This window comes from Streptomyces sp. NPDC023573, from assembly GCF_055559735.1.
Genome location: NZ_JBVHKB010000002.1, coordinates 673,718 through 686,148 on the forward strand (window position 1 = coordinate 673,718; position 12,431 = coordinate 686,148).

Sequence of the window (12,431 nt, forward strand, 5' to 3'; positions counted from 1 at the left end):
TGTTGGCCGATGTCCGCGTCCGGGTTCCCGTCATGCCCGCACGAAGCGCACCGGCGTCCCCGGGGCCGCCTGCGCCGCGCCCGCCAGCGCGGCTTCGGCGACCACGCCCACGACCGGGTAACCCCCCGTCGTCGGGTGGTCGTTGAGGAACACCAGGGGCAGACCGTCCGGCGGCACCTGGACGGCCCCCAGCACCATGCCCTCGCTGGGCAGTTCACCGTCCCGGGCGCGCCGCAGAGCAGGCCCCTCCGTGCGCAGCCCGATGCGGTTGCTGCGCTCCGAGACCCGGTACGCGGCGGTCGTGAGCGTGCGCAGCGCCTCCTCGGTGAACCAGTTGTCGCGCGGGCCCCGGTGCAGGGGCAGCACCAGCTCGGCCGGAGCGCCGGGCCAGGGCACGGTCCCGGCGTACGGGATGCCTCCCGGCCGGCCCAGCGGCAGGACGTCGCCGTCACGCAGGACCGGCGGGCCGAGCCCGGAGAGCAGGTCGGCGGACCGGCTGCCGAGCACCGGCTCGGGCACCAGGCCGCCCGCGAACGCCAGGTAGCCGCGCAGCCCGTGCACGGCGGGCCCGGCCTCCAGCACCGCGCCTGCGGGCACCCGGACGGGCGCGCCCCAGGCGACGGGGCGACCGTCGACCGTGACCCGGCACCCCGCCCCGCCGACGACGGCGTACACCGGCCGGGTGCCGGTCATCCGGACCGCGCACCCCGTGAGTGTGGTCTCCAGCACGGCCGCGTCCGGCGCGTTGCCGACGAGCCGGTTGGCCAGCCGCCGGGCGGGTGCGTCCAGCGCCCCCGCCCTGGGTACGCCGAGATGGGCCCATCCCGCCCGGCCCTCGTCCTGCACCGTGGTCAGGACGCCCGCCCGCACCACTTCGAGCCCCGCGCTCATCCGGACACCCCCGCCGGCACGAAGCGCACACGGACCCCGGGGCCGAGCAGCGCGGCGGGTTCGCGCGCCGGGTCCCAGAGCGCTTCCGGTCCGGGCATCCGGCCGATGAGCTGCCAGCCGCCGGGCGACTCGCGCGGATAGACCCCGGTGTAGGGCCCCGCGAGGGCCAGCGCACCGGCCGGCACCCGGGTCCGGGGCGTGGCCCGGCGCTCCACGCTCAGGTGCCCCGGCAGTCCCGTCAGATAGCCGAAGCCGGGCGCGAACCCGCAGAAGGCCACCCGGAATTCCGTACGGGCGTGGATGCGGCCCACCTCCTCCACGGCGACGCCCCACGCCCCGGCCACGTCGGCGAGGTCCGGGCCGTCGTAGACGACGGGTATCTCGACGGCCTCCCCCGCGCCCCGGCTCAGCGGCTCCACGGTCCACGACCGCAGCCGTCCGGCGAGCGTACGGTCCTCCACCCCGTCCAGCAGCACGGTCCTGGCACCGGGGACGATCTCGCGTACGCCCGGGAGCTCCCCGGCGGCCCGGCGGCGGAGCAGTTCCGCGTGGAAGGCCTCCGTGTCCTCGCCGGAAGCGAGCTCCACGAGCAGGGCGCGGGGCCCGGCCGCCAGGACCCGGATGCCGCTCACGCGAACGCCCGTACGCGGACGCCCGCTTCTTCCAGTGCCGTCCGCACCCGCAGGGCGAGCGCAGCGGCCCCGGGGGTGTCGCCGTGGACGCACAGCGACCGGGCCGCGACGGCTATCCGGCTGCCGTCCACGCCGGTCACCGCGCCGTCGACGGCCATGCCGACACTGCGGCGTACGACCTCGTCCGCGTCGTGCACCACCGCGCCGGCCTGGCTCCGTGGCACGAGCGTGCCCTGCGGGGTGTACGCCCGATCGGCGAAGGCCTCCTCCACGGGGGTCAGTCCCGCCGCCTCCGCGTGGGCGAGCAGCCGCGAACCGGGCAGCCCGAGGACGGCCGGCCGGCCGCCCGCGAGCAGTACGCCCGCGACGACGGCGGCGGCCTGCTCCTCGTCCCGGACGACACGGTTGTAGAGGGCGCCGTGCGGTTTCACGTACGACACCGTGGAACCGGCCGCCTCCGCGAAGACCCGCAGGGCGCCGATCTGGTAAGCGATCTCGGCGGTCAGCTCGTCCGCCGGCACGTCCATGGCGCGCCGCCCGAAGCCGGCCAGGTCGCGGTAGGACACCTGCGCCCCGATGCGCACCCCACGCTCGGCGGCCGTGTCGCAGACCCGCCGCATCACGGAGGCGTCGCCCGCGTGGAAGCCGCAGGCGACGTTGGCGCTGGTGACACAGGTCAGCAGCGCCTCGTCCTCGGTGAGGGTCCAGCGTCCGAACCCCTCACCCAGGTCCGCGTTGAGGTCCATCGACCGCACGGGGCGCGTCACACTCGTCAGATCCGTCACGGGCGCACGCTAGCGATTGTTCAACAATCTGACAAGGGGCCGTCCACCGCCGGGGGCGCCCGTACGGTTCACTGGGCACTGAACACAGCTGACGGGACACCAGGCAAGGGGCGGGGCATGGCGGGGACGACGAGCGGCGGACGGACCGGCGGCACCCCGGACCTCTCGGAACTGGCGGCCCACAGCGCCTCCCTGGAGCGGTCAGGCACGGCCGAGCGGGTCGCCGCCATCCTGCGGGACCGGATCACCGAAGGCTACTTCCCGCCGGGCAGCCGCCTGTCCGAGGAGAGCATCAGCGGCGCCCTGGCCGTGTCGCGCAACACGCTGCGCGAGGCGTTCCGCCTCCTGTCGCACGAACGGCTCCTGGAGCACCGCCTCAACCGGGGCGTCTTCGTCCGCGTCCTGGCCGTGGACGACCTGGTCGACATCTATCGAGTGAGGCTCCTCGTCGAGTGCGCGGCCCTGCGGGCCCTGGGCGAGCCCCCCTTCGACCTGGCGGCGGTCGAGGCGGCGGTGTCGACGGGCGAACAGGCCGCCCTGCGCGATGACTGGCCGGCCTGCTCCACCGCCAACATCCGCTTCCACCAGGCGCTGGCCGGCCTGGCGAACAGCCCCCGCACCGACGAACTGATGCGCAACGTCCTGGCGGAGCTGCGGCTCGCCTTCCATGTGATGGCCGACCCCCGCCGCTTCCACGAGCCCTACCTCACCCGCAACCGTGAGATCACGGACAGACTGGCCAAGGGGGACGCGGCCGGGGCGGAGCGGATGCTCGCCTTCTACCTGGAGGACTCCCGGCGCCAGCTGGCGGAGGCGTACGCGCAGCGGCTCACCGAACGGTAGTCCCGGATTGTTCTCCGCTCCGGCCCCCGTCCGTCACCCATGAAAGCCCCCTTTCTCTCCCGTACCACCCGATTCCGATCCATGTAGTCCACACTCTTGTGGGATTGTTGAACAACGCCCTAAGGTCTCGCCTAATAACCCCCGTCTGAGCAGGACCGTGCGCCGTCACGTCTCTGCGCGGAAGAAGGCCGACGCGTGATCGTTCTCCTCGGCGTGCTCGTGGTGATCCTCGGATTCGCCACCCGCCGCAATCCCCTCCTCGTCGTGGGTGTCGCAGGCATCGTCACGGGGCTGCTCGGCAAGATGTCCCCGCAGGAGGTACTGGCCTCCTTCGGGGAGAGCTTCGCCTCCGCGCGTTCCGTGACGGTCTTCGTCATCACACTGCCGGTCATCGGGCTCCTGGAGCGCTACGGGCTCCAGGAGCAGGCCCGTACGCTCATCGGCAGGCTCGGCAAGCTGACCACCGGCCGTTTCCTGACGCTCTATCTGCTGATCCGGCAGCTCACCGCCGCCGTCGGCCTCACCAGCATCGGCGGCCCCGCGCAGAGCGTGCGTCCGCTGATCGCCCCGATGGCCGAGGCCGCCGCCGAGACCAAGGCGGGTGGTCCGCTGCCGCAGAAGCTGCGGGAGAAGGTCCGCTCGCACGCGTCCGGCGCCGACACCATCGGGGTGTTCTTCGGTGAGGACTGCTTCCTCGCCATCGGATCGATCCTGCTGATCACCGGCTTCGTGAACTCCACGTACGACCAGCACCTGGAGCCCCTGCACCTGGCGATGTGGGCGATCCCCTCCGCGATCTGCGCCTTCCTGATCCACGGGGCACGGCTGCTCAACCTGGACCGGCAGCTGGAGCGCGAACTCGCCGTCGCCGCCGCCGAGAACGACCTGACGGCACACACCGGGCTCCGGACGGAGGACGCCAAGTGATCAAGTCCGAGTACTTCTTCTGGCTGGTCGGCGCGGTGTTCCTCGTCATGGCCGCGCAGATGGCCGTGGACCGCACCAACCCCAAGCGCTTCGGCTCCGCCGGCTTCTGGGGTCTGCTCGGTGCCGCGTTCTTCTACTCCACCGGGGTCGTCGACAAGTCGCTCCCCGCGGAACCCCTGGGCGTCGTCGTCCTGGTCCTGATCGTCCTGGGCGGCTTCGGCCTCACCGGCAAGGGCGAGGCACACACCCCGGCCCGCGAGAAGCGTGCGGCCTCGGCCGCCCGCTTCGGCAACAAGCTGTTCCTCCCGGCTCTCACCATCCCCGTCGTCGCGATGATCTGCGCGACGCTCGTGAAGAACTGGAAGATCGGCGGCGAACCGGTCCTGGAACCGGGCTCCGAGACGATTCTCGGCCTCGGGGTCGGCGCGATCGCCGCGCTGGCCGTGGGCATGGTGCTCCTGCGCGAGCGGAAGGTCTCCGTGCCGCTGCACTCGGGGCGCAACATGCTCGAATCGATGGGCTGGGCCCTGCTCCTCCCGCAGCTGCTCTCCGTCCTCGGCTCGATCTTCCAGACCGCGGGTGTCGGGGAACAGGTCGGACGGATCACCGAGTCGGTGCTGCCGGACGGCCAGCGGGTGGTGGCCGTGGCCGTCTACTGCTGCGGCATGGCGCTGTTCACCATCGTCATGGGCAACGCCTTCGCCGCGTTCCCGGTGATGACCGCCGCGATCGGCTGGCCCGTCCTCATCGAGCAGATGAACGGCAACGCCCCCGCCGTCCTGGCGATCGGCATGCTGTGCGGCTTCTGCGGCACGCTCGTCACGCCGATGGCCGCCAACTTCAACCTCGTCCCGGCGGCCCTCCTCGAACTCAAGGACCAGTACGGCCCGATCAAGGCCCAGCTCCCCACGGCAGCGGCCCTGCTGGTCTGCAACGTCGCGATCATGGCCCTCTTCGCCTTCTGAGATCTCCGAGCCTCCGAGACCTCCGAGCCTTCTGACCCGAACCACCCCCTGGAGTGACCCCGATGTCCCCCGCGCTCCCCGCCGCGTACGCCGTCCCCTTCGCGGAACTGGCCCTCGCCAACGTCGTACGCGAATACCCCAACGCGCCCGCCCATCTCTACGCCGGCCCCGAGGAACTCGTCGCGCCCCGCACCCTGCACCCCGCGTTCTACGGGGGTTACGACTGGCACTCCACGGTGCACATGCACTGGCTGCTGGTCCGCATCATGCGCCGCTTCTCCACCACCGGCGACCTCCCGGCCACCCTCACCACCCGTATCCGTGAGGTGCTCGACACCCATCTGACCCCCGGGAACATCGCCGTCGAGGCGGCCTACCTGCGCGGCCGGCCGCACTTCGAGCGCCCCTACGGATGGGCCTGGCTGATCGCGCTCGCCGGTGAGTGCCGGGCGCTCGGGACGCCCGACGGCGACCGCTGGGCCGAGGCGCTGGCCCCCGGGGTGGCAGCGGTCGGCGACCTGCTGGGTGACTGGCTGCCCAAGGCGACCTACCCGGTCCGGCACGGCGTCCACAACAACAGCGCGTTCGGTCTGGGCCTGGTCCTCGACGCGGGCGGGGCCGCCGGGCTGCCGGCACCGGTCCTCGACGCGGCGGCGGACCGGCTGCGGACCTGGTTCACCGACGACCACGACGCGCCCGCCCACTGGGAGCCCTCCGGCCAGGACTTCCTCTCCCCCGCCCTGGCCGAGGCGGACGCGATGCGGCGGGTGCTGCCGACGGCGGAGTTCCGTACCTGGATCGCCGGGTTCCTGCCGGACCTGGTGTCCGCCACGCCCGGCTCCACGCTGCTCGACCCGCCGGTGGTCTCCGACCACGCCGACCCCCAGATCGGCCACCTCCTCGGCCTCACCCTGAGCCGGGCGGCCGCCCTCCGTTCGATCGCAGGCGCCCTCCCGGACGGCCCGGCCCGCACCGCGCTCCTGGCCTCGGCCGAGGCCCATCTCGCGCTCGGCCTGCCGACGGTGTCCTCCGGGGACTTCTCCTCGGACCACTGGCTGGCGACGTACGCCGCACTGGCCCTGGACACGGCGCCTGGTCACTGACCGGCAGGGGCTGAGCCGTGCGCGCGGGGCGCACGGCCTACCCTCGGCGTATGAGCGACAGCGCCCCCGACACGTCCGGCACCTCCGCGCTCCGGGGCCGGTGGCGCGATGCCCTGCTCGCCGCACGCGGCGGGACGGGCCTCGCGCCCGACCCCGAGCCGTACGCCGACGCCCTGCTCGCGCGCTGGGCCGAACCCCAGCGGCGCTACCACACCACGGCTCACCTCACCCAGGTCCTGGACCGCGTCGACACCCTGGCCGGCCACGCCGCCGACCCGGACCTGGTGCGCCTCGCCGTCTGGTTCCACGACGCGGTGTACCGCCCCGACCGCTCGGAGAACGAGGAGCGCAGCGCGGCGCTCACCGAGCGGGCCCTGCCCGAGGCCGGTCTCCCCGACGCGGCGACGGCCGAGGTCGCCCGGCTGGTCCGGCTCACCGTCACGCACGACCCGGCGGACGGCGACACCAACGGCGAGGTGCTGTGCGACGCGGACCTCGCGATCCTGGCGGCGTCCCCCAAGGAGTACGCGGCGTACGCGGCGCAGGTCCGGGAGGAGTACGGCTTCGTCCCGGACGACGCGTTCCGCGAGGGGCGGGCCGCCGTCCTGCGTCAGCTGCTGGATCTGCCCTGCCTGTTCCGCACGCCCCACGGGACGGCGGAATGGGAGCCGAGGGCCCGGCAGAACCTGACCACGGAGCTGGAGTTGCTCACCCGCTGAGCCGTTCACTTACCGAGACGGGGGAATGACAGGGCCGAAAGCACTGTTGGCCACTGTCATGCCCGACTCTGTTTCCAGCCGCTCCCGTATGCCGATGGCCGTCTACATCCTCGGCCTGTCCGTCTTCGCCCTCGGCACCAGCGAGTTCATGCTGTCCGGGCTGCTGCCGCCCATCGCCGACGACATGGACGTGTCCATACCGAAGGCGGGACTCCTCATATCCGCCTTCGCGATCGGCATGGTGGTCGGCGCCCCGCTGCTGGCCGTCGCCACGCTGCGGCTGCCCCGCCGCACGACCCTCATCGCCCTGATCTCGGTCTTCGGGCTGGGCCAGGTCGCCGGTGCGCTGGCGCCGACGTACGACGTGCTGTTCGTCTCCCGTGTGGTGAGTGCGCTGGCGTGCGCCGGCTTCTGGGCGGTCGGCGCGGCGGTCGCCATCGCGATGGTGCCGGTGAACGCGCGGGCCAGGGCGATGGCCGTGATGATCGGCGGGCTGTCGATCGCCAACGTGCTCGGGGTGCCGCTGGGCGCCTTCCTCGGGGAGAGCTTCGGCTGGCGTTCGGCGTTCTGGGCGGTGGGCGCCGCGTCCGCCGTGGCGCTGGTAGGGGTCGTCACCCGCATCCCGCGCATTCCGCTGCCGGACGAGAAGCCGCAGCTCAAGAAGGAAGTCGCGATCTACAGGGACCGCCAGGTGTGGCTGTCCATCGTGATCACCGCCCTCGCGGCCGGCGGCGTGTTCTGCGCGTTCAGCTACCTCGCGCCGCTGCTCACCGACGTGGCGGGACTGAGTTCGGGCTGGGTCCCGTGGGTGCTGGCGCTGTTCGGGCTCGGCGCGATCATCGGTACGACGATCGGCGGCCGGGTCGCGGACGCGCACCTCTTCGGTGTGCTGCTGAGCGGCATCAGCGCCTCGACGGTCTTCCTGGTGGCCCTGGCCCTCTTCGCGTCGAACCAGGTCGCCGTCGTCGTCCTGGCGTTCCTGCTGGGGCTGTCGGCGTTCTACACGGCCCCGGCGCTCAACGCCCGGATGTTCAACGTGGCGGGGGTGGCCCCCACGCTGGCGGGCGCGACGACCACCGCCGCGTTCAACCTGGGCAACACCAGCGGGCCCTGGCTGGGCGGCGCGGTGATCGACGCGGACTTCGGCTTCCGGGCCACGGCCTGGGCGGGTGCCGCGATGCTGCTGCTCGGCCTGGTGGCCGTGACGGTCTCCCTGCGGCTGGGCGGCGACGGCAAGCCGTCCCGGCGCATCGCCACGGGCACACCGGCGCACGTCATCCCGGCGCAGGACGCCCCTTCGGCCTCCGCAGCCCCGCGTCCGTGAGCCGGCGCACGATCTCCTTCGAGCCGACCTCCAGCGCCCCGGCGCGCACCGCGTCCGCGTAACGCGCCTCGGGCACGTCGTAGTGGTCGCGCTCGAACGCGCGGGGCGGGCAGCCGATCGTGGCGGCGAAGGCGTGCAGCTCCTCGAACGACACGTCGCTGACCAGGTGCGACCACATGCGGCCGTGGCCCGGCCAGGTCGGCGGATCGATGTAGACGGTCACCGCCCGAGCACCTCGGCGAGCGATCCGACCGGGGCGACGGAGACCGTCGCCTTCGTGCAGACCCAGTGCGGATCGGGACCGAGCTCCGGCTCGACGTCCAGGGCGTGCGGCCCTCCCTCCGTACAGACCGGGCACAGCGGCCAGCGCCCGTGCCCCTCCAGGAGCGCGTCCTGGACGTCCTGCGCCACGAGCCCCGTGACGAAGGACACACCCTCGGGCCACTGTTCGACCCACCACCGCCGGTGGGCCACCGCGTCCTCGACCATCGAGACGATCCCGGCCTCGGCCACGTCGCCCGCGACGAGGTCGGCCATCACCAGCGCACGCGCGGTGTGCAGCTCCTGTTCCAGGCTGTTCAACTCCATGGCTCCATTGTCCCCCGGCGGCGTACGGTCCCGGCCTTGATCCTTCAGAGGTAGGGACCAAAGGGGGGTTGACGGCATTCACGACTGAAAATATCTTTCAGATGTGACCAATGACGTGAAGGAAAGTTTCAACCCGGACTCCCCGCCCGCCCCCGCGGCTCTCGCCGCCAAGGTGCGCACCCTCGCCCCGACCATGACCCGTTCCATGCAGCGGGTCGCCGAGGCGGTCGCGGGGGACCCGGCCGGGTGTGCCGCCCTCACCGTCACCGGTCTCGCCGAGCTCACCGGCACGAGCGAGGCGACCGTCGTCCGCACCGCCCGCCTCCTCGGCTACCCCGGCTACCGCGACCTGCGTCTCGCGCTCGCCGGCCTCGCCGCCCATCAGCAGTCCGGCCGGGCGCCCGCCGTCACCGCCGACATCGCGGTCGACGACCCGATCGCCGACGTCGTCACGAAGCTCGCCTACGACGAGCAGCAGACCCTCGCCGACACGGCGGCCGGCCTCGACACCGTGCAGCTCGGAGCCGCCGTGGCCGCCGCCGCGACCGCTCGCCGCATCGACGTCTACGGCGTCGGCGCGTCCTCGCTGGTCGGCCAGGACCTGGCCCAGAAGCTGCTCCGCATCGGCCTGATAGCCCACGCCCACATGGACCCGCACCTCGCCGTGACAAACGCGGTGCAGCTCCGCTCCGGCGATGTGGCCATCGCGATCACCCACTCCGGTTCCACCGGCGACGTCATCGAGCCGCTCCGGGTCGCCTTCGACCGCGGCGCCACGACCATCGCGATCACCGGGCGCCCCGACGGACCGGTCTCGCAGTACGCCGACCACGTCCTGACCACGTCCACCGCGCGGGAGAGCGAGCTGCGGCCCGCCGCCATGTCGAGCCGCACGAGCCAGCTCCTCGTCGTCGACTGCCTCTTCATAGGGGTCGCCCAGCAGACGTACGAGACGGCCGCACCCGCACTGTCCGCTTCGTACGAGGCGCTCGCCCACCGCCACACCCCCCGCAGCCGCTGACCCCGGCAGCACCCGCACCCGCACCCGCACCCGCGAACCGTACGAGCCCGAGAAAGCAGAGCCGCTGTCCATGACCTCCACCACCGACCCCAGCACCGACGCCGACACCCCCGGCGGCTACGGCGAACTGCGCGCCCAGCTCGCCACCCTCACCACCGAGGCGTTCCGCCCCGAGCTCGCCGAGATCGACCAGCTGCCCACGCAGGACATAGCGCGGATCATGAACGGCGAGGACACCACCGTCCCCGCCGCCGTGGCCGAGAAGCTGCCGCAGATCGCCGCGGCCATCGACGCCACCGCCGAGCGCATGGCGCGCGGCGGCCGGCTGATCTACGCGGGCGCCGGCACGGCGGGCCGTCTCGGTGTGCTCGACGCCAGCGAGTGCCCGCCCACCTTCAACACCGACCCGTCCGAGGTCATCGGCCTGATCGCGGGCGGTCCCTCCGCCATGGTCACGGCCGTCGAGGGCGCCGAGGACAGCAAGGAGTTGGCCGCGGCCGACCTCGACGGGCTGGGCCTCACCGCCGACGACACCGTGGTCGGCATCTCCGCCTCCGGCCGCACGCCGTACGCCATCGGGGCCGTCGAGCACGCCCGCGCCAAGGGCGCGCTCACCATCGGCCTCTCCTGCAACGCGGACTCCGCGCTCGCCGCCGCGGCCGAACACGGCCTGGAGATCGTCGTCGGCCCCGAGCTCCTCACCGGCTCCACCCGCCTCAAGGCGGGCACGGCACAGAAGCTCGTCCTGAACATGCTCTCGACGATCACCATGATCCGGCTCGGCAAGACGTACGGGAACCTCATGGTCGACGTGCGTGCCTCCAACGAGAAGCTGCGCGCCCGCTCCCGGCGGATCGTCTCGCTCGCCACCGGCGCCTCCGACCAGGAGATCGAGGCGGCGCTCGCCGCCACCGACGGCGAGGTGAAGAACGCCATCCTCACCATCCTCGGCGGGGTCGACGGCCCCACCGCCGCCACACTCCTGGCCGACTCCGACGGTCATCTCCGCGCCGCCCTCGCGGCCGTCCGAACCACCTGACGCACCACTCCCCGCACAGCAAGGCACCACGCACCATGGCTACTGAAGACAAGAACCGCGCCACTGCCGCCGCGATCCTGCCGCTTGTCGGTGGCGCCGCGAACGTCAGCTCGATCGCCCACTGCATGACCCGGCTCCGGCTGGGCCTGCACGACCGTTCCCTCGTCGACGACGAGGCCCTCAAGGCGGTCCCCGCCGTGATGGGCGTGGTCGAGGACGACACCTACCAGATCGTCCTCGGCCCGGGCACCGTCGCCCGGGTCACCCCCGAGTTCGAGCAGCTGGTCGAGGAGGGCCGGGCGTCCGGCACTCCCGCCCCGGCCCCCACGGCCGAGGAGCTCGCCGACAAGGGCGCGTCCCTCAAGGCGCAGCAGAAGGCGAAGAACGCCACCCCGTTCAAGCTGTTCCTGCGCAAGATCGCGAACATCTTCGTCCCGCTGATCCCCGCCCTGATCGGCTGCGGCATCATCGCCGGCCTCAACGGCCTCCTGGTGAACCTCGGCTGGCTGCCCTCGGTCACCCCCGCCCTGGCGGCGATGGCCTCCGGCTTCATGGCTCTGATCGCGGTCTTCGTCGGCTACAACACGGCGAAGGAGTTCGGCGGTACGCCGATCCTCGGCGGTGCGGTCGCGGCGATCATCGTCTTCCCCGGCGTCGCGAACATCGACGCCTTCGGCCAGACCCTCTCCCCCGGCCAGGGCGGCGTCCTCGGCGCCCTGGGCGCCGCGGTCCTCGCGGTGTACGTCGAGAAGTGGTGCCGTCGCTGGGTGCCGGAAGCGCTGGACGTCCTGGTCACCCCGACCCTGACGGTCCTGATCTCCGGCCTCGTCACGATCTTCGGCCTGATGTACGTGGCCGGTGAGGTCTCCACCGCCATCGGCACGTTCGCCGACTGGCTGCTCTCCACGGGCGGCGCGGGCGCGGGCTTCCTGCTCGGCGGCTTCTTCCTGCCCCTGGTGATGCTGGGCCTGCACCAGGCCCTGATCCCCATCCACACCACACTCATCGAGCAGCAGGGCTTCACGGTCCTGCTCCCGATCCTCGCGATGGCCGGAGCCGGCCAGGTCGGCGCGGCGGCGGCGGTCTACCTCCGCCTCCCCCGCAACGAGTCGATCCGCAAGACGATCAGGTCCGCCATGCCTGCGGGCCTCCTGGGCGTCGGCGAACCCCTGATCTACGGCGTCTCGCTCCCGCTGGGCCGCCCCTTCATCACGGCCTGTGTGGGCGGCGCGTTCGGCGGCGGCTTCGTGGGCCTGTTCAACCAGCTCGGCGACTCGGTCGGGTCGACGGCCATCGGCCCGTCCGGCTGGGCCCTGTTCCCGCTCCTCGACGGCAACCACGGCCTCGGCTCCACGATCGCGATCTACGCGGGCGGCCTGCTCGTCGGTTACGTCGCGGGCTTCGTGGCGACGTACTTCTTCGGCTTCAGCAGGGCCCTCCTGGAGGAGTTCAACGTCTCCCAGGAACCGGCCCCGTCGACGGTCGCGGCCACCGGCCCGGCCGCCGCCTCCGGCGGCTCCCCGGCGAAGGAGACCGCAGGCGTCTGACCGACGGGTCTCCGATGGCCCGGGACGCGCCCCGGGCCATCGGAGAG

Annotated in this window: 14 protein-coding genes; 9 read left to right on the plus strand and 5 right to left on the minus strand. The window is 72.7% G+C overall.

The window, feature by feature from the left end; all coding sequences use genetic code 11:
* Positions 1-30: 30 nt before the first annotated feature.
* The 3 genes from ACZ32T_RS09680 to ACZ32T_RS09690 are packed head-to-tail and all read right to left on the minus strand — an operon-like array spanning position 31 to position 2,269.
* Positions 31-891 (minus strand): 5-oxoprolinase subunit C family protein, encoded by an 861-nt coding sequence (locus ACZ32T_RS09680; RefSeq protein WP_467366143.1) that lies wholly within the window; start codon positions 889-891, stop codon positions 31-33.
* Positions 888-1,523 (minus strand): 5-oxoprolinase subunit B family protein, encoded by a 636-nt coding sequence (locus tag ACZ32T_RS09685; RefSeq protein ID WP_467366145.1) that lies wholly within the window; start codon positions 1,521-1,523, stop codon positions 888-890. The genes ACZ32T_RS09680 and ACZ32T_RS09685 overlap by 4 nt, the downstream gene beginning before the upstream one ends.
* Positions 1,520-2,269: a LamB/YcsF family protein gene (locus ACZ32T_RS09690; RefSeq protein WP_467366303.1), complete on the minus strand. Its 750-nt coding sequence runs from the start codon at positions 2,267-2,269 to the stop codon at positions 1,520-1,522. The genes ACZ32T_RS09685 and ACZ32T_RS09690 overlap by 4 nt, the downstream gene beginning before the upstream one ends.
* A gap of 156 nt (positions 2,270-2,425) precedes the next feature.
* Here ACZ32T_RS09690 and ACZ32T_RS09695 point away from each other — a divergent pair, with 156 nt between their 5' ends.
* From ACZ32T_RS09695 to ACZ32T_RS09720, 6 genes are all read left to right on the plus strand, one after another.
* Positions 2,426-3,151, plus strand: a complete 726-nt coding sequence (locus ACZ32T_RS09695; protein WP_467270117.1) for a GntR family transcriptional regulator — start codon at positions 2,426-2,428, stop codon at positions 3,149-3,151.
* A 195-nt stretch (positions 3,152-3,346) separates the two neighbouring features.
* Positions 3,347-4,078, plus strand: a complete 732-nt coding sequence (locus ACZ32T_RS09700) for a DUF969 domain-containing protein (protein WP_319331030.1) — start codon at positions 3,347-3,349, stop codon at positions 4,076-4,078.
* Complete coding sequence (locus ACZ32T_RS09705; RefSeq protein ID WP_467270115.1) at positions 4,075-5,043, plus strand: DUF979 domain-containing protein; 969 nt, start codon at positions 4,075-4,077, stop codon at positions 5,041-5,043. Before ACZ32T_RS09700 ends, ACZ32T_RS09705 begins: the two co-directional genes overlap by 4 nt.
* Positions 5,044-5,105: 62 nt before the next feature.
* A complete protein-coding gene (locus ACZ32T_RS09710) occupies positions 5,106-6,146 on the plus strand; it encodes a DUF2891 domain-containing protein (protein ID WP_467366148.1) in 1,041 nt (346 codons plus the stop codon).
* A 50-nt stretch (positions 6,147-6,196) separates the two neighbouring features.
* Positions 6,197-6,865, plus strand: coding sequence for an HD domain-containing protein (locus tag ACZ32T_RS09715; protein ID WP_467366150.1), 669 nt, complete (start codon positions 6,197-6,199; stop codon positions 6,863-6,865).
* An 88-nt stretch (positions 6,866-6,953) separates the two neighbouring features.
* Positions 6,954-8,189, plus strand: coding sequence for a Cmx/CmrA family chloramphenicol efflux MFS transporter (locus ACZ32T_RS09720; protein ID WP_467366305.1), 1,236 nt, complete (start codon positions 6,954-6,956; stop codon positions 8,187-8,189).
* Here ACZ32T_RS09720 and ACZ32T_RS09725 read toward each other — a convergent pair.
* Positions 8,140-8,412, minus strand: a complete 273-nt coding sequence (locus tag ACZ32T_RS09725; RefSeq protein ID WP_467270109.1) for a DUF4031 domain-containing protein — start codon at positions 8,410-8,412, stop codon at positions 8,140-8,142. The genes ACZ32T_RS09720 and ACZ32T_RS09725 overlap by 50 nt on opposite strands.
* Positions 8,409-8,777 carry a hypothetical protein gene (locus tag ACZ32T_RS09730; RefSeq protein ID WP_467270107.1) on the minus strand — a complete coding sequence of 123 codons (369 nt, stop codon included), beginning with the start codon at positions 8,775-8,777 and terminating at the stop codon, positions 8,409-8,411. The genes ACZ32T_RS09725 and ACZ32T_RS09730 overlap by 4 nt, the downstream gene beginning before the upstream one ends.
* Before the next feature lie 103 nt (positions 8,778-8,880).
* Between ACZ32T_RS09730 and ACZ32T_RS09735 the strand changes: the two genes are divergently transcribed.
* The 3 genes from ACZ32T_RS09735 to ACZ32T_RS09745 all read left to right on the plus strand — a co-directional run bounded on the left by ACZ32T_RS09735 (position 8,881) and on the right by ACZ32T_RS09745 (position 12,384).
* Entirely contained in the window at positions 8,881-9,798 is a 918-nt protein-coding gene (locus tag ACZ32T_RS09735; protein WP_467270105.1) for a MurR/RpiR family transcriptional regulator, read from the plus strand.
* Positions 9,799-9,868: 70 nt separating this feature from the next.
* Positions 9,869-10,837 (plus strand): N-acetylmuramic acid 6-phosphate etherase, encoded by a 969-nt coding sequence (gene murQ / locus ACZ32T_RS09740; protein ID WP_467270103.1) that lies wholly within the window; start codon positions 9,869-9,871, stop codon positions 10,835-10,837.
* A gap of 35 nt (positions 10,838-10,872) precedes the next feature.
* On the plus strand, positions 10,873-12,384 hold the full coding sequence (locus ACZ32T_RS09745; protein WP_467366152.1) for a PTS transporter subunit EIIC: 1,512 nt from the start codon (positions 10,873-10,875) through the stop codon (positions 12,382-12,384).
* Positions 12,385-12,431: the final 47 nt, after the last annotated feature.